General features: G+C 64.5%; 19 protein-coding genes. 5 read left to right on the top strand and 14 right to left on the bottom strand.

From position 1 onward, the window contains the following. Positions 1-14: 14 nt before the first annotated feature. From ACQ4WY_RS02835 to wrbA, 6 genes are read right to left on the bottom strand one after another with little or no spacing between them, the layout of a single operon-like run. Positions 15-1,091, bottom strand: a complete 1,077-nt coding sequence (locus ACQ4WY_RS02835) for a lipocalin-like domain-containing protein (RefSeq protein ID WP_436502730.1) — start codon at positions 1,089-1,091, stop codon at positions 15-17. Beyond that, positions 1,091-3,682, bottom strand: coding sequence for an FtsX-like permease family protein (locus ACQ4WY_RS02830; RefSeq protein ID WP_436502729.1), 2,592 nt, complete (start codon positions 3,680-3,682; stop codon positions 1,091-1,093). The genes ACQ4WY_RS02835 and ACQ4WY_RS02830 overlap by 1 nt, the downstream gene beginning before the upstream one ends. Beyond that, a complete protein-coding gene (locus tag ACQ4WY_RS02825) occupies positions 3,670-4,098 on the bottom strand; it encodes a DUF4124 domain-containing protein (protein WP_436502728.1) in 429 nt (142 codons plus the stop codon). The genes ACQ4WY_RS02830 and ACQ4WY_RS02825 overlap by 13 nt, the downstream gene beginning before the upstream one ends. Beyond that, entirely contained in the window at positions 4,095-5,510 is a 1,416-nt protein-coding gene (locus ACQ4WY_RS02820; protein WP_436502727.1) for an FAD-binding oxidoreductase, read from the bottom strand. Before ACQ4WY_RS02820 ends, ACQ4WY_RS02825 begins: the two co-directional genes overlap by 4 nt. Beyond that, positions 5,507-5,920 (bottom strand): DUF2069 domain-containing protein, encoded by a 414-nt coding sequence (locus ACQ4WY_RS02815; protein ID WP_353656841.1) that lies wholly within the window; start codon positions 5,918-5,920, stop codon positions 5,507-5,509. Before ACQ4WY_RS02815 ends, ACQ4WY_RS02820 begins: the two co-directional genes overlap by 4 nt. Further along, positions 5,917-6,525, bottom strand: coding sequence for an NAD(P)H:quinone oxidoreductase (wrbA, locus tag ACQ4WY_RS02810; protein WP_436502726.1), 609 nt, complete (start codon positions 6,523-6,525; stop codon positions 5,917-5,919). Before wrbA ends, ACQ4WY_RS02815 begins: the two co-directional genes overlap by 4 nt. A 67-nt stretch (positions 6,526-6,592) precedes the next feature. Between wrbA and ACQ4WY_RS02805 the strand changes: the two genes are divergently transcribed. Next, complete coding sequence (locus ACQ4WY_RS02805) at positions 6,593-7,969, top strand: YihY family inner membrane protein (protein WP_436502725.1); 1,377 nt, start codon at positions 6,593-6,595, stop codon at positions 7,967-7,969. Between the two features lie 7 nt (positions 7,970-7,976). Here ACQ4WY_RS02805 and ACQ4WY_RS02800 read toward each other — a convergent pair whose 3' ends face one another. From ACQ4WY_RS02800 to ACQ4WY_RS02780, 5 genes are read right to left on the bottom strand one after another with little or no spacing between them, the layout of a single operon-like run. Continuing rightward, positions 7,977-8,291: a hypothetical protein gene (locus ACQ4WY_RS02800; RefSeq protein ID WP_436502724.1), complete on the bottom strand. Its 315-nt coding sequence runs from the start codon at positions 8,289-8,291 to the stop codon at positions 7,977-7,979. A 53-nt stretch (positions 8,292-8,344) separates the two neighbouring features. Further along, the gene (locus tag ACQ4WY_RS02795; protein WP_436502723.1) at positions 8,345-10,333 is read right to left on the bottom strand and encodes a DUF6630 family protein; all 1,989 of its coding nucleotides are present in this window, start codon (positions 10,331-10,333) and stop codon (positions 8,345-8,347) included. A gap of 30 nt (positions 10,334-10,363) precedes the next feature. Continuing rightward, on the bottom strand, positions 10,364-11,770 hold the full coding sequence (locus ACQ4WY_RS02790; RefSeq protein WP_436502722.1) for a PoNe immunity protein domain-containing protein: 1,407 nt from the start codon (positions 11,768-11,770) through the stop codon (positions 10,364-10,366). Between the two features lie 34 nt (positions 11,771-11,804). Then, the gene (locus ACQ4WY_RS02785; protein WP_436502721.1) at positions 11,805-12,617 is read right to left on the bottom strand and encodes an alpha/beta fold hydrolase; all 813 of its coding nucleotides are present in this window, start codon (positions 12,615-12,617) and stop codon (positions 11,805-11,807) included. 1 nt (position 12,618) lies between these two features. Next, positions 12,619-13,929 carry an O-acetylhomoserine aminocarboxypropyltransferase gene (locus ACQ4WY_RS02780; RefSeq protein WP_436502720.1) on the bottom strand — a complete coding sequence of 437 codons (1,311 nt, stop codon included), beginning with the start codon at positions 13,927-13,929 and terminating at the stop codon, positions 12,619-12,621. Between the two features lie 284 nt (positions 13,930-14,213). On the opposite strand from ACQ4WY_RS02780, the gene ACQ4WY_RS02775 reads away from it, so the two are divergent. Then, positions 14,214-14,837 (top strand): 2OG-Fe(II) oxygenase, encoded by a 624-nt coding sequence (locus ACQ4WY_RS02775; protein WP_436502719.1) that lies wholly within the window; start codon positions 14,214-14,216, stop codon positions 14,835-14,837. 224 nt (positions 14,838-15,061) lie between these two features. Further along, positions 15,062-15,508, top strand: a complete 447-nt coding sequence (locus ACQ4WY_RS02770) for a CBS domain-containing protein (RefSeq protein ID WP_092709205.1) — start codon at positions 15,062-15,064, stop codon at positions 15,506-15,508. Between the two features lie 68 nt (positions 15,509-15,576). Here ACQ4WY_RS02770 and ACQ4WY_RS02765 read toward each other — a convergent pair whose 3' ends face one another. After that, positions 15,577-17,838 carry a putative bifunctional diguanylate cyclase/phosphodiesterase gene (locus ACQ4WY_RS02765; RefSeq protein WP_436502718.1) on the bottom strand — a complete coding sequence of 754 codons (2,262 nt, stop codon included), beginning with the start codon at positions 17,836-17,838 and terminating at the stop codon, positions 15,577-15,579. 420 nt (positions 17,839-18,258) lie between these two features. Between ACQ4WY_RS02765 and aroC the strand changes: the two genes are divergently transcribed. Further along, positions 18,259-19,353: a chorismate synthase gene (gene aroC, locus ACQ4WY_RS02760; protein ID WP_436502717.1), complete on the top strand. Its 1,095-nt coding sequence runs from the start codon at positions 18,259-18,261 to the stop codon at positions 19,351-19,353. A gap of 54 nt (positions 19,354-19,407) precedes the next feature. Here the strand turns inward: aroC and ACQ4WY_RS02755 are convergent, their stop codons facing one another. Further along, positions 19,408-20,904: an HDOD domain-containing protein gene (locus ACQ4WY_RS02755; RefSeq protein ID WP_353656852.1), complete on the bottom strand. Its 1,497-nt coding sequence runs from the start codon at positions 20,902-20,904 to the stop codon at positions 19,408-19,410. Continuing rightward, positions 20,901-22,640: a putative bifunctional diguanylate cyclase/phosphodiesterase gene (locus tag ACQ4WY_RS02750; protein WP_436502716.1), complete on the bottom strand. Its 1,740-nt coding sequence runs from the start codon at positions 22,638-22,640 to the stop codon at positions 20,901-20,903. Before ACQ4WY_RS02750 ends, ACQ4WY_RS02755 begins: the two co-directional genes overlap by 4 nt. 397 nt (positions 22,641-23,037) lie before the next feature. Between ACQ4WY_RS02750 and ACQ4WY_RS02745 the strand changes: the two genes are divergently transcribed. Next, entirely contained in the window at positions 23,038-24,720 is a 1,683-nt protein-coding gene (locus tag ACQ4WY_RS02745; RefSeq protein ID WP_436502715.1) for an isovaleryl-CoA dehydrogenase, read from the top strand. Positions 24,721-24,794: the final 74 nt, after the last annotated feature.

The following is a 24,794-nucleotide window of genomic DNA, read 5'->3' as shown; positions in this document are numbered from 1 at the left end:
GGTGCTGATAACGCTTATAACTTCATCGGCTGCACGTAGCCCGTCATTTCCAGGTAGGCGCGGCCCACCGGCTGGCCGTCGCGCTCCACCGTCACGGCGCCTTCCCAGTATACGGCGCCCGTCGAGCGGCGCGAATCGAGCTCCTGGTCCGCTTGCAGCGGCTTGATCTGCCAGCGCGTGCGGCCAGTGCGGATCTCGGTGGCGACCGGGTATTCGGCTTGCGTGCGGGGCGAGCGCCACAGCTGCGTGGGCGTGAAATCGACGTCGCCGGGGGCGAACTGCGTCATCTTACCGGACGCATCGCGCCATGTTGCGTGCGCCCATAGTTTAGCACCTGTCTTGCTGCGGATCTGGAAGGCCATCAGCGCGCCGCCATCATCGAGGTTGGCGCCTATCCAGTTCCAGCCGCTGGCGTCCGCATCGAGCACCTGGCTGGACCACTCGTGATCGAGCCAGGTGGTGCCCGTCACGGCTTCGGGCTTGCCGCCCGCACGCGCGATCGTGCCACGGGTAGCAAGCTGCGGCTCGCTGTAGTAGTAACTCGATTGCGCGGGCCGGGCGCCCTTGCGCGAGTAGCCGCCTTCGCCTTGCAGCAGCACGGGCTGGGTGGGGGTGAGATTCAGCTGCAGTGCAAAATCGCGCGCGGCCAGGCTAACCCGGTAGCTGCCGTCCGCTTGCCGCTGCATGCGCCAGTCGCCGAGTTTCACGTCCGTGTCGCCCACCTTGGCGTAGGCCAGGCCGAAGCCTTCGCGCGCGCTTTTCTCGTCGTGCAGCAGCTTGCCAACCTTGGGGTCGGACAGGGCCGCATGGCCGATGATCAGCTGTTTCGGCGCAAACGCGCTGGGATTATCCGCATCGGTCGCCGTGGCGCTGCGAAAGAAGGTCACCTGGTAGCCCAGTTGTTCACCGCCGGCCGTTTTTACCCAGCCCGTGGCGTACCACCATTCCGTTTTATACGCGGGATGGGCGCCGAAGTCGTGCGGCATGCGCAGGGTCTGGCCGGCCGGCAGCGGCGTGACGGGGGCGAACGCGGGCGGCGCCGCCAGGGCCGGCATGGCAAGTGCCACTAATAATATGAAAACACGGCGCATTACCAGTCCTCCCTGACGGCGCGGATGGGGCCAGCGGACAGCGCCTGGCGGCCGGCGATGAGCGCCGTGGCGGCGGCCGCCGTCAACAGGGCGGCGGCCACGGTGGCGATCAAGGGCCACGGCAGGTGCAGTTGCATGGTCCAGTGGAACGATTGCGGATTGACGATGAAGACCAGCACAAAGCTGATCAACAGGCCCAGGACAAAACCGGTGGCGATGCCCAGCGCCGTCAGCGCGCCGCCTTCGAGCGCCAGGATGGATAAAATCTGCCCGCGCGTCACGCCCACGTGGCGCAGCATGCCGAATTCGCGGGCGCGCGCCAGGGTCTGCGCGGAAAACGTGGCGGCCACGCCGAACAGGCCGATGACGATGGCGATGGCTTCCAATAAATACGTGACGGCGAAGCTGCGGTCGAAAATCTGCAGGCTCAGGGCGCGGATGGCCGACGGGTTCGATACTTCCAGGCTGGCGCCGAATGGCAGCGCTTTCAGGCGCTGCTGCAGCGCGTCACCCGTGGCATCCTTGGCCAGCCACAAGGCCGCATCGCTGACATCGAGGTCGCCCGTCAGCGCGCGGTAATCGTCCAGCGGCATCTGGACGGCGCCGGAAGAGCGCGCATAGTCGCGCCAGATGCCGGCGACAAAGAACTTGTGCAGAGCGCCGGCCAGCGGCAGGGCTATCTGCTGGCCGGGTTTGACGCTGTACAGGTCGGCCGCCGCTTCGGACAGCCACACGGGTTTCGCGCCATCTGGCACGGGCAGGGCGTCGCCCACCAGCACCATGCTCTTGCCCGTGTCCTGCAAGTTGATGGGGCGCGCCAGCAGCACCACGTTCGGGCGGTCGGGCGCCAGCGACAGCGAGCGCACGCGCTGGAAGTCCACCCTGGCCACTTCCGGCAAGGCGGTGATGCTGGCCTGTTCGCGTGGATTCAGGCCCGCCGTCCCGCCGCTGGCGGCCGTGCGTGCATACACGTCGGCCGGCAAGATCTGCAGCAGCCAGTCGTCGACGGAAACGCGGAAACTCGACACCATGATGGCCATCGCCACCATCAGGCTAAAACTCGACAGCACGCCACCGAGCGCGATGCCGGCCTGGCCCGAGGCATTCGCCAGACGGGCCAGGGTCAGGCTGCGCACGGGCGCGTGCGCGCAGATGTCCGTGCGCAGCCAGGCGCGCTGCAGGAAGCGGAAGACGACGGCCGCCAGCTGCGGCATCAGGGCGATGGCGCCGATCAGCAGCAGGGCAATGGACAGATAGCCGAACAGGGGCAGTTCGAACACGGGCGGCAAGAACGTCAGGGCGCCGGCCAGCAGCAGACAGGCCAGTGCGGGCCAGGTTTTCGCCAGGCGCGTTGTCACGACTTCCTCGCTGCCCGATTTCAGGGCGATGGCGGGGGTGGCGCGCGCCGCTTCCAGCGCGGGCGCCGCGCAACCGAGCAAGGCGACACCGAGGCCCAGGGCGAAGTAGACGAAGGCGGCGACGGGTGTGAACTGCACCTGCGGCTGCACGCCCGCGAAATAGCCTGCGCCCAGGTCGCCGCCGAAAAAGCGCAGGGCGACGGCCGCCATGGCGTAGCCGCCGGCGATGCCCAGCGCAGCACCGACGACACCCAGGCTGGCGCCCTCCAGCAGCACCTGGCGCAGCAGCTGGCCCCGTTCCATGCCCAGCACGCGCAGCAGCGCGAACTGGCCGCGGCGGCGGATGACGGACAGCGCCTGCGTGGAAAAGACCAGAAAGGCGCCCGTAAACAGGGCGACGAGGGCCAGCACCGTCAGGTTGACCCGGTAGGCGCGGCTGAGGTTATTGTTGCGGCTATTCTGGTTTTCGTCATTGGGCTGGCCTACCTGGAAACGCCCCGGGTATTGCGCTTCCAGCGCGCGGGAGAGATCCGCCTGGAAGGCGTCGCGGTTGACGCCCTGGCGCAGTTTCAAATCGATGCGCGACAGCTTGCCTGTTTTATGAAAACGCCATTGCGCCGCGCCGATATCCATCACGGCGATGCGCTGGCCGGCGCGCGCGCGCTGCAGCGAACCGGCCACGCGCAGCGGCACCGTGCCCGTGCCCGATTGCAGGGCAATCTTGTCGCCTTGCGCCACGTTCAGCCAGCGCAAGGCGGCCGGCGACAGGAAGAGGGCGTCGTCGGCCAGGGTGTCGAAAGGCTGGCCTTCGGCGGGCGCGCCGATCAGGTCGGGCGAGATGAAGCCGGCGCGGAAGACGTCGAGCGCCAGGATGTGCAGCGGGCCGCCGTCTTTCTTGCCGGCCACGCCGGCTTGCAGCTCCAGCACGGGCGAAGCGACGGCCACCCCATCGCGCTGCGCCAGCCATGGATAGATAGCTTCATCGAACAGCGCTTCGCGCCCGGCCACCTGTACGTCGGCCTGGCCGGACAGGCTTTTGACGGCCGTGGAAAATTCGTTGAAGGCGGCCGCGTTGATCAAATGAATGGCAAAGCCCAGCGATACGCCGATGGCGATGGCCAGGATGGCGACGAGGGCGCGCACGGGATGCGCGCGCCATTCGCCCAGCAGCAGCCAGCGCGACAGCAGGCGCGTCGTCGCCGGGCTGGCCAGCGGCGCACTCAATTCAGACATTCGACGGCCAGGCGTTCGCCGGCGCGCCGCGCTTTCAGTTGTGCCGCATCACGGTTCTTGTCGCCCGCGCCGACGGCGTCCTGCGCCGCCCATTTTTGTTCCAGGCGCAGCTGCGCACAGTGCTTCTCGTGCATTTCCTTCTGTTTGGCGGCCCGTTCGCGCGCCTGGTCTTCCAGTTTCTCCTGCTTCTTGCGCGCCGCTTCCATCTGGCTGGCCACCCGTTCCTGGCGCGTGGCCGCGCCCTTGTCGACGGCAGGCGGGGGTGAGGGGATTTCCAGGATTTGCAGCTGGCCGCCCGAGCAGGGAGTGGCGCTATAGCTGGTCTGGCCATCCTTCACGCATTTGTAGACGTCCTGCGCAGTGGCCGGGCCGGCCAGCAAGGCCATGGCGCAGAGCAGGATGGATGGCGACTTCACAATATCTTCCCCGGATTCATGATGTTCTGCGGGTCCAGCGCCTGTTTGACAGCGCGCATCAGCTGCAGTTCCAGCGGCGACTTGTAGCGGGCCAGGTCATCCTTCTTCAGCGCGCCGATGCCGTGTTCGGCCGATATCGAGCCGCCGAAGCCATGGACCTGGTCGTGCACGATACGGTTGATCGCGTCCTGGTTGGACAGAAAATCCGTGTCCGTCATGCCGGGCGGCGGCGCCACGTTGTAATGCAGGTTGCCGTCGCCCAGGTGGCCGAAGCACACGAGCTGGCAGCCGGGGAAGGCCGTTGCCAAAGCCACGTCCGTGACGGCGATGAAATCGGCGATGCAGGAAATGGGCAGCGAGATATCGTGCTTGATGTTCTTGCCCGCCTGCGCCTGCGCCAGCGGAATGTGCTCGCGCAGCTGCCACAGGCCTTCGGACTGCGCCACGGAGCTGGCGACGACGGCGTCCTCGATCAATTCGTCTTCCAGGGCTGCGCCGATGCTCGCTTCCAGCAATTCCACGGCATGCGCCTCGGACTGGCTGCTGGACAATTCGAGCAGTACGTACTGACCATGCGCTTCGGGGAAAGGCCGCGGCAGCTGGGGGAACTGCTCCGCCACCAGTTGCAAACAATACTGCGACATCAATTCAAAACCCGTCAGGCTGGCGCCGCAATGGTCCTGCATCAGGCTTAAGAGACGCAGGGCGTGGGCGGGCGAGGGCATGGCGGCCAGCGCCGTGATGCACGCTTTCGGTTGCGGATACAGTTTCATCACCGCGCCCGTGATCACGCCCAAGGTACCTTCGGCGCCGATGTACAGGTCGCGCAAATCGTAGCCGGTATTGTCCTTGCGCAAGCCGCGCAAGCCACTCCAGATCTCGCCTTGCGGGGTGACCACTTCCAGGCCCAGGCACAGCTCGCGCGTATTGCCGTAGCGCAGCACGGCCGTGCCGCCCGCGTTCGTCGCCAGGTTGCCCCCGATGGTGCAACTGCCTTCGGCCGCAAGCGACAGCGGGAACAGACAACCGGCGGCGCTGGCCGCTTCCTGGATGGTTTGCAAAATGCAGCCCGCGTCCACCGTGATGGTGCGGTTGACGGGATCGAGCGCGCGTATGCTGTTCAGGCGCGCCAGCGACAGCACGACGGCCGTGCCGGCCGCATCCGGGATGCTGCCCAGGACCAGGCCCGTGTTGCCCCCTTGCGGCACGACGGGAACTTGCCATTGCGCGCAGGCGCGCAGGATGGCTGCCACTTGCTCCACGCTGGCGGGCCGCAGCACTGCCAGGGCCTTGCCGGTAAACCGGTCGCGCCAGTCGGTGAGGAAGGGCGCCGTGTCGGCATCCAGGGTGAGTACATAGGTGTCGCCCAGCAGGTCGCGGCAGGCGGCGAGGAAGTCGGTTCGGTCAGTCATTTCTTGATGCTCACTTTAGTCACTTTTTCCAGCAGTTCCCTGGCCATGCGCTTGGCCGCCTTTTTATATGGACGCAGATACAGCACGGCGCAGACAAAATAGATGCAGACGATGGCCGCCTCGCCCCAGGCCATCAGGGCCGAGGTGCTGTTCGTGTCGCTGTAGCCGCGCACCACGCCTTCCGTGAAGTACAGCAGGATCACCATCGACGACCATTGCAGGGTGTAGACGTCGCGCTTGATGACGCCATACAGGGGAATGAGCAGGGGCGCGGCCTTCAGCACGACCCAGGAGCCGCCCGGCTGCAGCGGCGCGACGACGGTTTCCCACAGCACGCACCAGGCGATCAGGGTGACGAGGCTGGCGATGGCGCCCCAGTGAAAATACTTGTGCAGTGCGCCGTGCATCATGCGCCTGCCAGTTTCGCGGCGTTTTCCGCCAGGCGCCGGCCCAGGGCGATGGCCAGGCGCTTTTCATCGTCGCTCAAGGCCTTGTCGCCGTCCATGCCCGACCAGTGCGTGGCGCCGTAGGGCGAGCCGCCGGTGGACGTCGTCATCAGTTCAGGATGCGTGTAGGGCAGGCCCATGACCAGCATGCCGTGGTGGAAGAGGGGGATCATCATCGACAGCAGGGTCGATTCCTGGCCGCCGTGCAGGCTGCCCGTGGACGTGAACACGCAGGCGGGCTTGCCGGACAGGCTGCCGGACAGCCAGTCGCTGGCCGTGCCATCCCAGAAGTACTTCATGGCGGCGGCCATGTTGCCGAAGCGCGTGGGCGAGCCCAGGGCCAGACCCGCGCACTCCTGCAAGTCTTCCAGTTCCACGTAGGGCGCGCCGTCAAGCGGGACTTCCGGCGCCGTCGCTTCGGTCACCGTCGAGACGGCGGGCACGGTGCGCAGGCGGGCATCGCAGCCAGGCACGCTTTCCACTCCCTGGGCTATCAACTCGGCCAACTGGCGCGTGGCGCCATGGCGTGAATAAAACAATACGAGAATAATCAGATTGGTTGGCTTCATCATTGGTATTATAGGGCGCTTTACAGCCTGATACGACTGCTGTCATGGCGCCGTTCTGATTTTGCACATGTTTTCAAAATATATACTGCCGTTCTTGCTATACCTGTGGCGCACCCTGAGCATGGGACTGGCCGTCGTGCGCGGCCTGACCTGGTCCGAAACGCGCGACCTGCTGCAGTTCGCGCGCCGCCGCGTGCGTGAGGAAAGCCTGCCGCAAGTGGCCGGCAGCCTGACGTTCGCCACCGTGTTCGCGCTGGTGCCGCTGCTTACCCTGGCGCTGGCCATCTTCACCACTTTTCCCCTGTTTAATACCTTCCGCCACGCGCTGGAAGACTATTTCGTGCAAAGCGTGATGCCCAAGGGGATATCGAACACCATCCTCGACTACCTGACGACGTTCGCCTCGAAGGCCACGCGTCTGTCGGCCATCGGCGCGGGCGCCCTGATCGTCACCTCGGTGGGCATGATGGGCTTGATCGAGCGCGTCTTCAACCGCATCTGGCGGGTGCGTCAGGAGCGCCGCTGGACCAAGCGCCTGCTCGTGTACTGGGCCATCGTCACCCTGGGGCCGCTGCTGGTAGGCGTGTCGCTGACGGTGACCTCGCGCGTCTTCATCGCCACCAGCGGCGTGGTGGGGGCCGTGCCCTTCCTTGGCACCGTGTTTTATACCCTGGTGTCGGTCGGCCTGACCATGCTGGCGTTTACCCTGCTCTACATCGCCGTGCCGAACCGCGACGTGGACTGGCGCGACGCGGCCTGGGGCGGCTTGCTGGCGGCGCTGGCGTTCGAGGTGGCCAAGCGCGGCTTCGGTGAATTCATCCAGGAATTCCCTACCTATTCGCGCATCTATGGCGCACTGGCCGCGTTGCCGCTGTTTCTCGTATGGATATACCTGAGCTGGATGATCACCCTGGTGGGCGCCTTGCTGGTGGCCGCCTTGCCCGTCGTGAAATACGAGCGCTGGTGGTACGAGGCGGCGCCGGGCAGCGAATTCGTCGACGCGGTCGCCATCTTGAAAGTGCTGCACCAGGCTTGCCACTGCGCTGATTCGGCCCTGGTGGGGGCGGCCGAAATTCGCCGCAGCACGCGCCTGGGTTTCGAAGAGATGGAAACCCTGCTCGATAAGATGGTGCAGCAGGGCTGGGTAGGACGGGTGAACGTGGATGGCGCCGTGCGGGTGCAGTGGGGCAAGCGCGTGGCGGACAGTTCCGACCACTGGGTCTTGCTGGGCAATGTCAACCGCATCAGCCTGGCCGATGTCTACCGTTTATTTGTCTTTGGCGGCATGCGCGTGAACTCCGGCTATCCGGCCGGCTCCACCAATGAACGCGATATCAAGGCGGCGGAAGAAGCAGCCGCCCTGGCGGCGCAGGTGGAAAACGCCGTGGAGCAGGGGCTGGGCCTGACCCTGGCGCAGCATTTCGGCGAAGTGCGCTGCGCCTGAGAGGCGATCAGGTATCGAGCCGGTCGTACAGCAGCGCATCGAGCGCGCCCGTCAGCGTATTGCCCTCTTCGTCGAGCAGCGTGTAATCCTGCTGGCTGTCGCCGAGCGAGGCGCTGCCCTCGATGCCGCACACCAGCTGGTACGTGGCGTCATCGATCGCCAGCTTGATCAAGGCCAGGATTTGTTGGCGCTGGCCACCTGCCAGTGCCATCCCGTCGAGCAGGGTGCCAAGCCGGGTCTGTCCCTGCCGTCCCTGCGCATACAAGGCCAGCAGCGATGCATTGGATGCGACGACATCATCGATGAATTTTTTCGCGTGCATGGCTACCTTGTCTTGAACGGGCGTGGCCTCATGGCCGCCGCCGGGTGGAAAAACTACAGCAGCACGGGCCGCAAGGCCGCCTGCAGCGCCAACTTGCTGAACGCTGCCGCATCGGACGCGCGCACCACGCCCAGGTAATACGTGTCTTCGCCGCCGTGCATGTTCACCAGGCGCAGCTGATGCGGCGCCAAATGGGCGGCGATGGCGGCCAGGCCCTCGGCCATCGCGTCGTCATCTTCGCGCTCCGTCCAGCGGAAGTCCCGCAGCGCCGGCAGTTCGATATGATGGCCGATGCGCGGCACTTCATCGACCGATTTCCAGTCCAGGGTGGTGCCGTGGCCCAGCACATCGGCGGCCGTGGACCAGAGCAGGAAGAAGCACGCCGCTTCGGGTGTGTCGCCTTCGTATTCTTCTTCCGGGGCGTCCTCCGCCAGCTCTTCCAAAGTGATGTCCACGCAACGCGCGGCCAGTGCCGCATCACCCAGCAAGAGCAGGGCGGCCATGACGCGCAACTGTTCGCGGTCGGCCCGCGCCAGGATCTGCGCTGGCGTAAAGCTGCGACGCCTGACGGTTTTTTTCTTGCTCAGGCCCAGGGCCGCGCTCAGCTGGGCCGTGACGGCCGCCTTGAAGTTTTCCACGGTATCGAACTGTTCCAGCAGCTGGCCCGTGAAATCCATGCTCCAGGCCATGCCATCCTTGACGACATATAAAAAATCGCTTTGCACGGCCACGCCGCGCAAATGGTGGGCGGGCGGATATAGGGGCGTGAAAGCCTGTTTTCCATCAGGCGTCAGCATGCAGGCCAGGCCTTGCGCATCGATGGCGAAGATCAGGTTCTTGCGCAGCTTGGGCGGCGACGAGGTGGTGGCGCAGTCGATGGCTTCGTACTGGCAGGGCGCCAGCAGCTCGCCCTGGCTATTGACCAGGCCAAACAGGAAGCGCCCGGCTATGCGCTGGCTGACGACGGCGATTTTTTTCTTCGTGCCGAAATCCTGCACGGAGCTGTAGGCCGGTGGCACCACGACCTTGCCCGTGGCGTCGATCACGCCGCAGACATTGTGCTCGTCATCGTGCGTCTGGCGTTCGATATCGATATAGCCATCGTCGCGCTGGCCGATCTGGTGCACGCTTTCGAATAGCAGCGCGCCATCGGGCAGGCGCAGCAAGCGGCTGGCGCCGTCCTGATCGTATTGCTGCACCAGGTGGGGGCTGATCACATACAGGGCGCCGGGGGCGGGCGGCAGCACCACCGTGCCGTTCAGGTCCAGTACGCCGTGCGCATCGGGGGCGTCCGCCGTGGCAAAGGTGATCCAGCCATAGCCCGCGTCGCTGCTGTCCAGGTCAATCACGTTCAGCGACAGCGGCACGATCCAGCGCCCGTACGGCGTGACCAGGCCCAGGATGTCGGGTTGCCCCACCGCAGCCACCTCGTAGCACAGCGCGTCTTCCAGCCACTTGCGCACTTCCAGGCCTTGCAGGAAAGGCAGTTCGTCAGCGCCGAGTTCCTCGACATCGGCCAGTTGCGCGTCGGCCGTGGCCGACCAGTAGCCTGTGACGGGCGAAGTGGCGCCGGCGGCCAGCAGGGGCGCCAGCGCTTCCCGGTCGCCGCGCTGCAGGGCAGCGTGCAAGGCTTGCGCTTCGGCGCGCAGGGCCTCGAGCGCGGCCGCGTATTCTGGCGTGTCGATATCGTACGGGATCAGCTGCACGCTATCGAGGATGATCCATGGCTGGCCACCGGCCAGCAGGGCGCTGATGCCGGCGCGCGCAACAATGGCGGCCGCGTCGCGCGGCCTGTCCATCAGGGCGGACAGGGCTTGCCAGCTGGCTTGCGCCTGGACCATTGGCGCGGCCAGCACGCAGAGGCAGTCTTCGCCATCGTCGTAGATGGGCCAGGCGACGGCTTGCGCGTCGGCGCTGATGAGCAGCTTGAACAGCATGGGCGTGTCCAGCCGCCATTCGGCCAGGCCGGTGATGGCGTCGGCGTCGAAACCGGCCTGGCCGGGTAAAAAGGTGGTGCTGAACAGGGCTGCGGTATTGATCATTGATACTTGTCTAAAAGTGAAGGGGGGTATTCAGGGCGATGGCGGCATGACCCAGTGCGCCAGCGCGCTGCGATCCAGGCTCAGATGCTTGGCCACGGCGGCTGCCTCGAAGGCCCACAGGCCGTAGTAGCCGCCCAGGCCGTGCGCGCGCAAATGGCCGTTGAACCAGTCTTCGCGCACCAGCGCGCCATGCCAGCTGGCCAGGTATTGCCGCAGGTGCTCCAGCTGCTGCGCGGGATCGTTTTCGTCCAGGCAGTCGTACAGGGCCGAATACGGCTCGGCGAAATACCATTCGTCGACGGCGGGCCGCTGCGGATCGATGGTCGCCAGCAGTGCCTCATACACGCCGTCTTCGCCATCGAAGGCCGTCTGCAGGGCGGCGATGCGGGCGGTCAGGTCGTGGCGGCCGAACAGCAGGGTCGCGCCCAGCAACTGCAAGGTGCGTGCGTAATCCGTCAATTGTTCGAAATCAAAGGCGGGCAAGGCATCGTCATCGTAGGCGGCGGCCAGCTCCGCGCGCGCTGTTTCGCAGGCGGCGACGGCCGCTTCCAGCGCACTGTCCACCTCGGGCAAGGGCAGGCCGGCCGTGTAGCGCAGCGAGAATACCTGGTAAGCCACGCTGGCGGCCGCGCAAGCCCAGTAGGCGCTATCGCCACCATCGTCTTGCGCCCGCGCCTGTGCCCGCACATAGGCCGCCAGCAGGGCGTCGAGATAGGCCAGATTGCGGCCGAAATCGAACGGGGTGCCGGACGGCAAGGGCGGCGCCTGGCGCGGCGTGCATGGCCAGGGCGTGGACGAAGTCGGGCAGGTGGCGGCGCAATCGCGCTGGATGGCCCAATCGGCGAAGATTTGCTGCAAATATTCCGCCGTCTCGTCGTCGTGGACGATGGCGCCGACGCCCACCATGGTCGTGCCCAGCAGGGTGTAGCCAGGGAAGCGGCTGCTCTCGTAGGCGATGGTAGTCACGCTCTGGATGGTCCTGCCGTCGCTCAGGTCGCGCACGCGGAAGTACACGTCGTCCCAGCCCGCTTGCGGTGGCGCTGGCGGTTCATTCGGCAGGGTGGCCCAGCTGCCGTCCGGCTGCTCTTCATAGGCCTCGAGCAGTTCATCGAGGCCACCGGGGCGGTCGATGCGGTTGTTGGCATCGTATTGCAGGCCCAGTTCGGCCGCGAAGGCTGCCGCGTGGCGGCCCTCGAAGACCAGGTAATGGGAGCTCGTGGTGCCGACCAGCAGATCCGTGTGCTGGCCCGCCACGCTGAGCGCCTGCGGCAGCCGGCACCATTGGTAGTACGGAATGCCGGCCATGGAGCCGCCTTCGGCCGCCTGAGGGTTGGTGAAGCGCAGTTGTTCCAGCCATTTATAGCGTTCGTACCGCTCCGCTTCCGTGCCGCTGCCTCGGCCAGTCAATTCATCGAGCAGGGTATTTAACAACATCATCTATCTATCCTAAAAAAGTGTGTGTGGCATGGCGTCATGCCGGCGTGCTTTGCGCAAACGCAAACAGCGCGTCGAGCACGGCGTCGGGCTGCTCGGCCATCAATTCGTGCCCGCTGTCGACCTGCACCACCGTGCCATGCGCTATTGTCGCTGTCAGCAGCTTGGTCGATTTGGGCGGCGTCATCATGTCGCGCGCGCCGAAAATGAATAAAGTGGGGCAGTGTACCGAAGCGGCGGCGATGTCGCCGTTCGCGTAGGCATTGCAGGCGAAAAAATCCGTGTGAAACACGTGATCGGGGTTGAGGGCGGCGATGCGCTGTTTCAAGCGACGCGCGCCGCCCATGGCATAGAAGCCCGGGCCGGGGAACGACGGCTTTTGCGCGATCGACGAGTGCGACCAGATATTGACCATGTCGATGGCAGCCTGTTCGTCCTGGAGCGACGTTTCCAGCAGCGCGGGCGAGACCTTCATCGGGTAGGTGGACCCCAGCATGGCCAGGTGGCTGATCCTCCCGGGCGCCAGGAATGCCGCTTCCAGCGCGATCAATGAACCCATGCTGTGGCCGATCAGCATGGCCTTGGCCGCGCCAGCCGCGTCCAGCACGGCCAGGATCCAGTGCGCCAGTGCTGCGACATTATCCTTTGCTGTACCCAGGCTGCGCCCATGGCCGGGCAAGTCGACGGCCAGCACGTTCCAGCCGTGGTGGGCGAAATAGCGCGTTTGCAAGGCCCACACGGAATGGTCGTTCTGCGCGCCGTGGATGAAGACGGCCGTCGGCTGGCCCGGGTTGTATGGTTTGCCGCCCGTGTAGCAGTAGGCCGTGGTGTTCTCGATGGTGAAGTGCATCTCAGGCGCCTTTCTGCGACAGTTTCAGGCTGCGGGCCAGGTCTTCAATTAAGTCGTCCGCGTCTTCCAGGCCCACCGATAAGCGCATGGTGCCCTGCGTGATGCCCGATTGCGCCAGTTGATCGTCGGGCACGCGGAAATGCGTGGTGGAAGCGGGGTGGATGACGAGCGACTTGGCGTCGCCCACGTTGGCCAGGTGCGAAAAAATCTTCAGGCTGTCGACAAAGCGCTGGCCCGCCGCGCGGTCGCCGCGCAGGCGGAAGGTGAACACGCCGCCCGCGCCTTTCGGCAGCAGGGTTTTCGCCAGTTCGTAGTCGGGATGCGACGGCAGTTCGGGGTAGGACACGGCATCCACAGCCGGATTGGCCAGCAGGAAGTCGATGATTTTGCGCGTATTGGCCACGTGGCGGTCCATGCGCAAGCCCAGGGTTTCGATGCCCTGCAGGATGGCGAAGGCATTGTGCGGGCTCATGACGGCACCGAAATCGCGCAAGCCTTCGCGCCGCGCGCGCAGGGCGAACGGCGCCACCGTCGATTCTTCGGCGAAGACCATGCCGTGGAAGCCTTCATACGGCTCGCACAGTTCGGCGAAACGGCCCGTTTTGTCGTACGCGGCTTGCCAGTCGAAGGTGCCGCCGTCGACGAGCAAGCCGCCGATGGCCGTGCCGTGCCCGCACAGGAACTTGGTGGCCGAGTGGAACACCAGGTCGGCGCCATGCTCGAAGGGGCGCAGCAAATAGGGCGTGGTAAACGTCGAATCGAGCATCAGCGGCAACTGGTGTTCGTGCGCCAGGGCGGCTATCGTCGGGATGTCCAGCACGTCGAGGCCGGGATTGCCCAGGGTTTCCGCAAACAGTACTTTTGTATCTGGGCGGATGGCGGCGCGCCAGGCATCCGCATCGCGCGGGTCGACAAAGGTCGTCTCGATGCCGAAGCGTTTTAATGTATAGGCCAGCAGGTTGTGCGAGCCGCCGTACAGGGCGCGCGAGGCAACGATGTGCGAACCCGCACCCGCGATGGTACATAGGCCAAGGTGCATGGCGGCCTGGCCGCTGGCCGTGGCGATGCCGGCCACGCCCCCTTCGAGGGCGGCGATGCGCTCTTCCAGCACGGCGTTGGTGGGATTCGAGATACGCGAGTACACATGGCCGGCCCGCTCCATATTGAACAGCGAGGCCGCATGTTCCGAGCTCTTGAAGGCAAACGAGGAGGTGAAATGGATGGGCGTGGCGCGCGCGCCCGTGGCCGGGTCGGGCGCCGCGCCCGCATGCAGGGATAAAGTATCGAAACCGGGATATTTCGGGCCGTTCATGGTGTCTCCGCCAAGTTTTATAGTGGCAAGATCATAAGCTGATTTGCAGCGAAGCAAAAGGGCTGCTGTGCAGGGCGCATGGCGCCGTGCTGGCGGGCCGCGCGTGTAACCGGCAGTGTAAAAAAAGTGACCGGCACAGCACGGCGGTGGTAGGATACCGGATCAGCGATATTCGGGCTGTTTGACCTGTGCGCGTGCGCCGCGCCACAGGGAAGGCTGCCACGTGCCAGCGAAATCCTGGGCTTCAGGCGAACTCTCATCGCATGTTCACCAGGAAAGATTTTATGCCCGCAATATCGTTCGACGGCTCCCTTGCCGTACCCGGACCTTCTATCGTCGACGGCCTGTGCCACGCAGGCTGGCTCATGCAAGAGCATTTTATCTCCCCTGAACTGAGCCGCCAGCTGGCCGCCGAATGCGTGCAATCCATGCTCAGCGGCAAGATGAAGGGCGCTGGCGTGGGCAGCGGCCATGCGCCGCTGCTGCAGCCGGACATCCGCGGCGACCATATCGAATGGCTGGAAACGGGCAGGTCTGGCGCCTGCGATAGTTATCTGAGCCATATGGAAGCGCTGCGCCAGACCCTGAACCGCGAGCTGTTCCTGGGACTGGACGAGTACGAAAGCCATTTTGCGCTGTACGCGCCGGGCGCCTTTTACCGCGCCCATCTGGACCGTTTCCGCGACGACGACAAGCGCACCGTGTCCGTCGTGCTGTACCTGAACGACGACTGGCTGCCCGAACACGGCGGCGCGCTGCGCCTGCACCCGCAGGACGGCGACCACGTGGATATCGCGCCGGTAGCGGGCCGCATGGCCATGTTCCTGTCGGGCGAGATGCTGCACGAAGTGTTGCCGACGGCGCGCCAGCGCCTGTCGATAGCAGGTTGGTTCCGCCGCAGAGCGTGAGAAAAACTACTGCGCGTCGCGGGGCACGGCCGGCGATGCTCACGGTACTCGCGTACCGCTGCGCTTCTTGGCCGCGCCGCGCATCCGCTCGCTACGTTTTTCTTGCCCGACAATCCCCTTCGATTTGATTGCGCGCAAGGCTGGATTTTTCCGCAGGCATAGGCTACAGTCGCAGTAAGGGCTAGAATAACTAAAATACCAATCACGCGGACAGGACGGCCAATATGAAAGTATCTGAAATTCTCCAAGTCAAGGGCAACATCCTCTATACGGTCACGCCTGACCAGCCCTTGCTTGATGCGGCCAATACCATGGCTGAAAAAGACATCGGTTCGCTGGTGGTCATGGAATTCGGCGACCTGGTCGGCATGCTGACCTTCCGTGAAGTGCTCAACGCGCTGCATGAAAACGCGGGCCAGATCGGCGGCGGCACCGTGCGCAAGCACATGGATGACCATCCGATCACCGTGACGCCCGATACGGAAGTCAATGAAGTGCGTCGCATCATGCTGGAAAAGCACGCGCGCTACCTGCCCGTCATGAACGCCAAGACCTTGCTGGGCGTTATCTCCTTTTACGACGTCGCGCGCGCCGTGCTGGAAGCGCAAAGCTTTGAAAACCAGATGCTCAAGGCGTATATCCGCGACTGGCCGGCCGAAACCGCCGACTAAGCTTCGCTCATGCAGTAAAAACAACGCCGGCATTGCCGGCGTTTTGCATTGTCAATTCACAGTGGCGCCTACGCGGCACCCTGCAGTGCTTCGTTGTTCAGCCAAGTGCCCAGTGCCGTGGCCGTCATGGGGCGGGCGAACAAAAAGCCTTGCGCCATGGGGCAGCCCAGCGCCTGCAAAATTTGCGCTTGCCGCTCGTCTTCCACGCCTTCCGCGATTACGGCCAGGCCCAGGTTGCGGCCCAGTTGGATGACCATCTCGGCGATGCTGCTGCCGCGCGCGGAGCCCGTGATTTCCGTCACGAAGGCACGGTCGATCTTGAGGCGGTCGACTTGCAGGCGCTGCAGGTAGGACAGCGAGGAAAAGCCGGTGCCGAAGTCGTCGATGGCGATGCTCACGCCCGTCTGCTTGATTTGCCACAGCATCTTGATCAGCAGATCCGGCTCTTCCATGGCCATCGATTCCGTGATTTCCAGCTCGATGAACTCGGGCGGCGCCTGCGTCTCTTCCAGCGCCGCGCGCAGCATTTCCAGGAACAGCGGGTGGCGGAACTGCACCTGCGACACGTTGACGGACATGACGAAATTGCGGTGGCCCTGCTCGCGCAGCAGCACCAGTTCGCGGCAGGCCGTGCGCAGCACCCATTCACCGAGGTCGATGATGATGCCCGAATACTCGGCAATGGGGATAAAGCGGTCGGGCGAGATGAATTTGCCATCCGGGGTCTGCCAGCGCAGCAGTGCTTCGGCGCCCACGGGGCGGCGCGTGCTCAGGTCGATCTGCGGCTGATACACGACAAACAGCTGGCCCTGGCTGAAGGCCGTGCGCAGCGCATGCATCATGCGCACTCTCTCGCGGATTTCGATGCCCATGCTGCGCGAAAAATAGAAGTGTCCGGCGCGCTGCTGGCTTTTCGCCCGTTTCAGGGCGATATCGGCGTCCTTCAGCGCATCGGCGCCCGTGCTCGCATGTTCGCCCAGCCGCACCAGGCCCAGGGTGGCCGATAACTGCACGTCCTGGCCATCGATGCTGAACGGCGCCTGGAACAGGGCCAGAATCTTGGCCGGATTGACCTGCGAAGAGTCGCCCAGCACGCAGAAAATGTCGCCGCCCAGGCGCGCCACCGTCAGTTGCGGACCCAGCTGGGTTTGCAGGCGTCCCGCCACGGCCACGAGCAGCATGTCGCCGAACTGGTGCCCCAGCGCGTCGTTGGTCTCGGCAAAGTGGTCGAGGTCGACCAGCGACAGGGTGGCGTCGTCGCGCGCGGGGCCAGCCAGGGCGGCGTCGAGGATTTCCACCAGGCGCGTGCGGTTGGGCAGCTTCGACAACTGATCGTAAAAGGCGGCATTGTGCAGGTGCGATACCAGCTCGACATTGTCCAGGCCCACGGCGACATTGCTGCAGAATACTTCCAGCAGGCTTTCATCGATGGCCGAGAGGGGGCGCGGCAGCACCAGGTAGGCGGCCGCATCGCGGCTGGCCTTGCCCGCGAAGTACAGGGTGGCGTAGTCGTGCGCGTACACATTGCGCCGCTGCGCCAGGGTGTGCTCGATGGCGGCCATCACGCGCGGGTTTTGCAGGCCGCACAGGGCGCTGTGCGGCAAGCTGGAAAAGCTGCCCGTGCAGGCCGAGACGAGCAGTTCCCGCGAGCCGTTGTCCTGCAAGTCCTGCACGCACAGCACGCCGTCGGCGCGGATGCCCAGCAGGTCGGCGATCTGCGCCAGCACGCCGGCCGAGAAATTCTGCACGCCGTGCAGCGCCATCAACTGCGTGCTGGCGTGGACGATACGGTCCAGGCCACGCCGGCTGCTGCTGATCGAACGGATCTGTTCGTACGAGCGGATGGCCGCCGTCACCGTGGTAAACAGCTTGATGCGCGTCAGTTCGGACTTGGTCTTGTAGTCGTTGATGTCGAAATCGCGGATGGCGTCGATTTCCGGCGCATAGCCTGGCTGGCCCGTGCGCAGGATGATGCGCACGTCCGTCATTTTCAGGGTTTCGCGGATGTAGCGCACCAGGTGCAGGCCAGCGTCATCCTGTTCCATCACCACGTCGAGCAGGATGACGGCGATATCGTCTTCATGCTTGAGCAGTTCGCGCGCCTGGCCGGCCGAATACGCATGCACGAATTCCAGCGGGCGGTGCTGCATTTCCAGGTTGCCCAGGGCGAAAGTGGTGGTGGAGTGGACGTCTTCATCGTCGTCGATGATCATCACCCGCCAGACGCTGCGCGGTGCGACGGCCAGCGGCGGTGCTGGTTGCTCATCGAGGAATACCAGGTCGTCGTGATCGTCCTTGTTGGTGTCAAGGGGGATGATCGGTGCGGGCATGTATAGCTTCTCCAGGATGACTCGGAACGAGATGTGAGCACATCAGAAATGTCCATGGCGTTGTTGCAGCGCCTCGCCGTACTCGCGTACTGTCTTCGGCGCCGCGCCTAGCCCTGGCCATTTCTGATGCACTCAGGGTGCATCGAAAATGCAGCACTCAGGTGCACATTTTCTAATGGCCCATCATCCAAGTATATAGCTATTTAATAAGCAAAATGTTTTTTTAAGTCTATTCTGCGGAGCAATATTTCTTGTATTGCATGATTGCAACTCTTATTTGGTGTTTTTGTGTGAAAAAATACGCAGGATTTTAAAATGGCGAGATGGGTGGGGGAATATCGGGGCTAGTGGCGGCATTAGCGGCATGGCATGCCCCGCAGGCTGGTAGAATTGAGTTTTCCAGTCCTCACACTTCCTACTATGTCCGGCAATTCTTTTGGCAAGCTGTTTACTGTTACCACTTTCGGCGAATCGCATGGTCCGGCCATCGGCTGCGTGATCGATGGCTGTCCGCCGGGATTGATCCTGTCGGAAGCCGATATCCAGCCCGAGCTGGACCGCCGCAAGCCGGGCACTTCGCGCCACGTGACGCAGCGCCAGGAATCGGATACGGTCGAGATTCTCTCTGGCGTGTACCAGGGCGTGACGACGGGCACGCCCATCGCGCTGCTGATCCGCAATGAAGACCAGCGCAGCAAGGATTACGGCAATATCGCGGAAAGCTTCCGCCCCGGTCACGCCGACTATACCTACTGGCATAAATACGGCGTGCGCGATCCGCGCGGCGGCGGGCGCTCCTCGGCGCGTCTGACGGCGCCCGTGGTGGGCGCGGCGGCGATTGCCAAGAAATGGCTGCTGCAGCAGTACGGCACCACGTTCAAGGGCTGCATGAGCCAGCTGGGCGACATTCCCGTGCCATTCCAGTCGTGGGAACACGTGCATGCGAACCCGTTCTTTGCCGCCAGCGGCGATGCGGACCTGATCGCGCGCATGGAAGAGGCGATGGATCAATTGCGCCGCGACGGCGATTCCATCGGCGCGCGCATCGACGTCATTGCGCAAAACGTGCCGGTCGGCCTGGGCCAGCCCATCTACGACAAGCTTGACGCCGACATCGCTTACGCCATGATGGGCATCAATGCCGTCAAGGGCGTGGAAATCGGCGCCGGTTTCGATTCGGTGGCGCAAAAGGGCTCCGAGCACGGCGACGAACTGACGCCGGAAGGCTTTATCGGCAATAACGCCGGTGGCGTACTGGGCGGCATCTCGACGGGGCAGGAGATCAGTGTGTCGATCGCCATCAAGCCGACTTCGTCGATCCGCACGCCGCGCCGTTCGATCGATAAAGAGGGCAATCCCGTGATGGTGGAAACGTTCGGCCGTCACGACCCGTGCGTGGGCATCCGCGCCACGCCAATCGCCGAAGCCATGCTGGCGCTGGTGCTGATCGACCACGCCCTGATGCACCGCGCGCAATGCGGCGATGTTAGCGTGAGTACGCCGAAGCTGAAGTAATGGAATCTTGCCGGATTGGCGTGGCTGGGCCACGCCAATCCGGCACCAAGCGCCTCAAGCCACTTTATTGGCCACCAGCTCCAGCTGGTGGCGCATTTCCACCGACTGCACCAATAACGCCCGGATATCGTTGATCAGGTTGAATTCCGTCTGGTTCAGCTGGATCGGCGGGAAGCTGTCGTCCCAGTCGCCGTATAAAAAGCCCGTGGGGTGGCCGTTGGCCGACAGGGGCAGCACGACGAAGCTGCGCGCCTCCGACAGGGTGGCTTTCCACCATTGCGGCAGCTTGGCGGCAAATTTCGGGTCGCGCGCGTTGTCGATGAAGATCACGCGGTCGCTATTGAGGGCCGCGTGGAAGACGTTCGGCTCATACGCGTCGCCAAACACCATCAGGTCCTGCAGGTCGGCCATGCCTTCGCCCATGCTGATGCGCGCCGAATACAGATGATCCCGGTGGTTGCGCACGAACGCCACCGAGCGTGAAAAATCAAAACCCTGGTGCAGCGTTTCGAGCGCCATCGAAACCATCTGTCCCGGGCTGGCGCTGCCGATGGCGCTGCGCAGGTCGGCCAGGCCGCCAATCAGCACGCGGTTGCCTTCGGCGCGCATGCGCGTCGACGCCAGTTGGCGCGCGCGCCGTTCGGCCGGTTTCGACAGGGGCGCAATCGACAGGTCGGCCGCCGCCATCGCCTTGGCCTTGTCCACCGCCACCACCAGGTCGGTGGCGGTAATGCCCAGGGTGCCCGCGTAGTCGTCGATCAGCGCGTGTACTTGCGCCGCGCCGGCCGCATCGTCATGCCACAGCGAGTCGGCGCAGCGCGCCGCCATGGTCGACAGGCCTGCCATCCAGTCGGCGCCGCTGACGGGGGAATTGTCCGGCGACGGATCCATCGGACGCATGCCGTTGATCAGGTGCTGCGGCAAGCCCCAATGAGCGGCCGTGGCATAGCCCACTTCCGGCAGCGACAGGCCGAGGATTTCGCGCGCGGCGGCCGCCTCGTTGCCGGGACCGGCGTGCGCCTGCATGCGCGCCCAGAAGTCCGTCATGTAAAACGTCACCATCATGCGGCCCAGAGTGTGCAGCATGGAGCAGACGACGGCCTGTTCCGCCTGCAGGCTGCCGGCGCTGGTGGCCACTTGCTGCGCCACCATTCCGGCCAGCACGGCCTTTTCCATTTCCACGTGGGCGCTGACGGAATCGGGCGAAGCCTGCGACAGCTCCTCGATCAGTTTCAGACCCAGCGCCAGGTGGCCGATGGCGTCGATGCCCAGCACCAGCACGGCCTTCGAGACCGTGTTGACCCGCTGGCCGAAGGCCGAATACATGCCGCTGTTGGCCAGCCTGAGCACCTTGTGCGTGAGGACAGGGTCGGACAGCACCGTTTGCGTGATGTCGAATTCGTGGTCATCCTCGCCGCGCATGGCGCCCAGGATGGCGCTGATGGCTTTGGCGAAGCCGGGCATGTCGCCCTGCTGGCGCGTACGGGCCCACAGCAGGTCCAGGGTATTTTTGCCGAGTTGTGTCGGCGCCGTGAAATGACCTGGATTCATTGCACCCCTCCGCGCTGTTCATAGGCAGACGGCGTGGGCACCAGCGCCGCATAGGTTTTGTCGCTCAAGGCCGATAGCGCGGCGTGGGCCGGCATCGGTTTGCCCGTCAGGTAGCCTTGCACATACTGGCAGCCGCGGGACTCCATGAAATGCATCTGCTCCTCGGTTTCCACGCCCTCGGCCACCACGGACAGGTTCAAATGCTTGGCCAGGTCGAGAATGGTGTTGCAGATGGCTGCATCCTTGCTCGATTCGGGCAAGTCCTTGATGAAGGTGCGGTCGATCTTCAGCACGGAAATCGGGAAGCGTTTCAGATACGCGAGCGAGGAGTAGCCGGTGCCGAAATCGTCGATGGCGATGCGCGCGCGGCGCTCCGTCATCTTGACGAGGATGGTTTCCGCATGCACGGGGTCGATCATCAGGGTGCCTTCCGTAATTTCCAGCACCAGGTGTTCGCCGGAGAGCCCCGAGAACGCGATGGCGTCATCGAGCACGTCGAGGAATTTGTCGTTGCGGAACTGGCGCGGGCTGATGTTGACGGAGATGTACAGCGGCCGTTTGGCCACTTCCTGGAATTGCTTGAGCTGCACGCAAGCCGCTTTCAGCGCCCAGGCGCCGAGCAGGTTGATCAGGCCATTGGCTTCGGCAATCGGAATGAAGCGAACAGGCGGCACCAGGCCCAGGGTCGGGTGTTTCCAGCGCATCAGGGTTTCGAAACCCTGGATTTGCCGCGTGTGCGCATCGACGATGGGCTGGTAAAAGAGCAGAAATTCGCCTTCGCGCACGGCGTGGAACATGGCCGCTTCCAGCGAAATATCGTGTTCCGACGGACCATTCAAGCGCGGGCTGTAGACCAGGCAGCGGGCTTTGCCCGTTTCCTTGGCGCGCGACATGGCCGCATCGGCCAGCGCCACCAGGCGCACTTCATCTTCCGCGTGCAGCGGATAGATAGCCACGCCGACGGACGCGCCCACGTAGATCGTGTGGCCATCGACTTCGAACGGCGCCTGCAGGGTAGCCAGCAGGCGGCCCGTCACCAGCTTGATCTGCGCGTCGGTGGCGCTGCCGGGCAGCACGGCGACGAATTCATCGCCGCCCACGCGCGCCAGGGTGTCGCTGTCGCGCAGGGTCTTGCGCAGGCGTGCCGCGGCCAGGCGCAGGACGGCGTCGCCGACGGGGTGGCCCAGGCCATCGTTGACCTTTTTAAAACCATCGAGGCCGATGGTGGCGACCGAAAAACCCTGGCCCGAACGGGCGGCCTGGGCGATCACCATGCGGATGCGGTCCGACAGCAGCAAGCGGTTCGGCAAGCCCGTGAGCGCATCGTGCGTGGCCATGTGGCGCAGCCGTTCTTCCGTATTGTGCTGGGCCGACGTGTCGCGTCCGACCACCAGCAATTCGGCGATGCCGGCCGCGTTCATATAAGAAGACAGGCGCAGTTCGAACCAGATTTCCTGGTCCGGCGTTTGCAGGCGCACTTCCAGGCGGCCAGGTTCTTCCAGGGCGTCTTCCAGCGCCGCTTGCAGGGCCGCGCGCGATGCTTCGGTGGCCAGCGGCAGTAGCAGATGGCCGCACAGGCCCGATGGTGCGCCAAACAGGGTGGCCGCGCGCTTGCTGGCGAAGAGGATCAGGCCGTCCGTATCGAGCCGGAACACGACGTCGCCTGCCTCTTCCATGAGGTTGTCCAACTCGTGGCGAGCCTCGCGGTGGGCGGCGGATGGGGTACTGGAAAACATCGTGCTGGCTTTTACCTTTTTTGTTATCAGTGCCGGCGCTCGCTGCAGGGCAGGGCGTCAACGGAAAGAGTGCATCGTGCGTGACGCGTGCCAAAGTGGCCGAAAGGGCGGCTATCGGAACGCGATCCACCCGAAATGTATCATTGAAAAGCACCCGATTACATGAAATAGAGCAACATTGCTTCAGGTTTTGTAAATATTCCTGCCTTCTATGAAAAAAATCATCCCGCGCGGCATACGCAGGCATTTTCATTCCGCATGGAAACAATTATCTGTGCTTGCTTCCACTGGCGCGCTTGCCCCGCCATGCGCTTTGCGCTAGTCTGGCTGGCAGACGGTGTTGACAGTGCGCCAGCGACGGCAAGGGCGCCATGATAACAAATCGCAGGAGACGCCCATGAATGCCTTTGACACGCATGAAGTTTTCAACCAGGCCACGCCCTTTGAAAACGTCAATCTGTTCGCCTGCGACCCGGCGCTGATCGAGGCGCTGCTGCGCGAGGGCGGCGGCGCGGCGTTGCAGGAGCTTGACGCGCTGGGCGAAAAGCTGGGCCGCGCCGAGACTTATGCGCTGGCGCGCCTGGCCAATATCCACACGCCCGAGCTGCAGCAGTTCGACCGGGCCGGGCGCCGCATCGACGAGGTGCTGTTCCATCCGGCCTGGCATGAGCTGATGGCCATCCTCGTTGGCGCGGGCGCGCACGCTTCGCCCTGGGCTTCGCCCGGTCCCGGCGCCCAGGTGGCGCGCGCGGCGGCCTATCTATTAGTGGGGCAGGTAGAAAACGGCACGCAGTGTCCCGTGACGATGACGTATGCCTCGGTGCCGGCCTTGCGCCAGGCGCTGGATTTGCCGCAAATCGCGCGGCGCTGGCTGCCGAAAATCCTCTCGCACGAATACGATTCCCGCTCCCTGCCGGTGGAACAGAAACGCGGCGCCCTGGTCGGCATGGGCATGACGGAAAAGCAGGGCGGTTCCGACGTACGCAGCAACACCACGCGCGCCGTGCCCGTGCCACCGGACGAGGCGCGGGCCCTGTTTGGCGGCGAGGCCGGCGGCGCCTGGCGCATCGTCGGCCACAAATGGTTTTTCTCGGCGCCCCAGTGCGACGCGCATTTGATCCTGGCGCAGGCGGACGAGGGGGGATTGTCGTGCTTTTTCCTGCCCCGTTACCTGCCCGACGGCAGCCGCAATGCTATCCGCGTGCAGCGCTTGAAGGATAAGCTGGGCAACCGCTCGAACGCTTCATCGGAAGTGGAATTTACCAATGCCTACGGCTGGCTGGTGGGACAGCCGGGGCGGGGCATACCTACCATCCTGGAAATGGCCAGCCACACGCGCCTAGATTGCGTGCTGGGCAGCACCGGCATCATGCGCGCCGCCTTGACGCAGGCGCTGCACCATGCGCGCCAGCGGGCCGTGTTCGGCAAGCCGCTGGCCGAGCAGCCCCTGATGCAAAACGTGCTGGCCGACCTGGCGCTCGAATCCGAGGCCGCCACCGCGTTTGCGCTGCGCCTGGCTCGCTGTTTCGATGAAAAGGAAGAGGCAGGGCAAGCGATGCTGGCGCGCGTGCTCACGCCGGCCGGCAAGTACTGGATCTGCAAGCGCGGTCCCGGTTTCGGCGCGGAAGCCATGGAAGTGCTGGGCGGCTCCGGTTATGTGGAAGACGCGCCGCTGGCGCGCCTGTACCGCGAGCTGCCCGTCAACTCGATCTGGGAAGGCTCGGGCAACGTCATGTGCCTCGACGTCTTGCGCGCCTTCGGCAAGTCGCCGGCCGCGCGCGACGCCCTGGCGGCCGAGTTGGCGCTGGCCGGCGACGATGACGCCGCCTTTACTGATTACCGCGCGCGCCTGCTGGCCGACCTGGACGGACCTCAGACGGATGAGTTTGGCGCTCGGCACTTATCCGAACGCATCGTGCTGGCCGTGCAGGCGGCCTTGATGCTGCGCCATGCGCCACCGTTTGTTGCGCAGGCGTTCCTGCAGTCGCGCCTGGTGCAAGCGCCGGGCGGCGCGTATGGCCGTCTGCCGGCCGGCACCAATTGTGCGGCCATCCTGGCGCGCGCATTGCGTGAGTACTGAGTTTGCCTTGGCTTTGGCATGCAATTATTTCGAAAATTCCGGCCACAGGCGGGCTGGGGGCTGGGATAATGCTG

The sequence above is a fragment of the Janthinobacterium salmonicoloratum genome, from assembly GCF_051380845.1.
GTDB lineage: Bacteria > Pseudomonadota > Gammaproteobacteria > Burkholderiales > Burkholderiaceae_D > Janthinobacterium > Janthinobacterium lividum_F.
This window is presented reverse-complemented; position numbering and strand designations above follow the sequence as displayed.

Excerpts from the sequence above, each read along its gene's own strand:
- ACQ4WY_RS02835 (WP_436502730.1), bottom strand. The coding sequence starts at position 1,091 with ATGCGCCGTGTTTTCATATTATTAGTGGCACTTGCCATGCCGGCCCTG.
- ACQ4WY_RS02830 (WP_436502729.1), bottom strand. The coding sequence starts at position 3,682 with ATGTCTGAATTGAGTGCGCCGCTGGCCAGCCCGGCGACGACGCGCCTG.
- ACQ4WY_RS02820 (WP_436502727.1), bottom strand. The coding sequence starts at position 5,510 with ATGACTGACCGAACCGACTTCCTCGCCGCCTGCCGCGACCTGCTGGGC.
- ACQ4WY_RS02815 (WP_353656841.1), bottom strand. The coding sequence starts at position 5,920 with ATGATGCACGGCGCACTGCACAAGTATTTTCACTGGGGCGCCATCGCC.
- wrbA (WP_436502726.1), bottom strand. The coding sequence starts at position 6,525 with ATGAAGCCAACCAATCTGATTATTCTCGTATTGTTTTATTCACGCCAT.
- ACQ4WY_RS02805 (WP_436502725.1), top strand. The coding sequence starts at position 6,593 with ATGTTTTCAAAATATATACTGCCGTTCTTGCTATACCTGTGGCGCACC.
- ACQ4WY_RS02800 (WP_436502724.1), bottom strand. The coding sequence starts at position 8,291 with ATGCACGCGAAAAAATTCATCGATGATGTCGTCGCATCCAATGCATCG.
- ACQ4WY_RS02795 (WP_436502723.1), bottom strand. The coding sequence starts at position 10,333 with ATGATCAATACCGCAGCCCTGTTCAGCACCACCTTTTTACCCGGCCAG.
- ACQ4WY_RS02790 (WP_436502722.1), bottom strand. The coding sequence starts at position 11,770 with ATGATGTTGTTAAATACCCTGCTCGATGAATTGACTGGCCGAGGCAGC.
- ACQ4WY_RS02785 (WP_436502721.1), bottom strand. The coding sequence starts at position 12,617 with ATGCACTTCACCATCGAGAACACCACGGCCTACTGCTACACGGGCGGC.
- ACQ4WY_RS02780 (WP_436502720.1), bottom strand. The coding sequence starts at position 13,929 with ATGAACGGCCCGAAATATCCCGGTTTCGATACTTTATCCCTGCATGCG.
- ACQ4WY_RS02775 (WP_436502719.1), top strand. The coding sequence starts at position 14,214 with ATGCCCGCAATATCGTTCGACGGCTCCCTTGCCGTACCCGGACCTTCT.
- ACQ4WY_RS02770 (WP_092709205.1), top strand. The coding sequence starts at position 15,062 with ATGAAAGTATCTGAAATTCTCCAAGTCAAGGGCAACATCCTCTATACG.
- ACQ4WY_RS02765 (WP_436502718.1), bottom strand. The coding sequence starts at position 17,838 with ATGCCCGCACCGATCATCCCCCTTGACACCAACAAGGACGATCACGAC.
- aroC (WP_436502717.1), top strand. The coding sequence starts at position 18,259 with ATGTCCGGCAATTCTTTTGGCAAGCTGTTTACTGTTACCACTTTCGGC.
- ACQ4WY_RS02755 (WP_353656852.1), bottom strand. The coding sequence starts at position 20,904 with ATGAATCCAGGTCATTTCACGGCGCCGACACAACTCGGCAAAAATACC.
- ACQ4WY_RS02750 (WP_436502716.1), bottom strand. The coding sequence starts at position 22,640 with ATGTTTTCCAGTACCCCATCCGCCGCCCACCGCGAGGCTCGCCACGAG.
- ACQ4WY_RS02745 (WP_436502715.1), top strand. The coding sequence starts at position 23,038 with ATGAATGCCTTTGACACGCATGAAGTTTTCAACCAGGCCACGCCCTTT.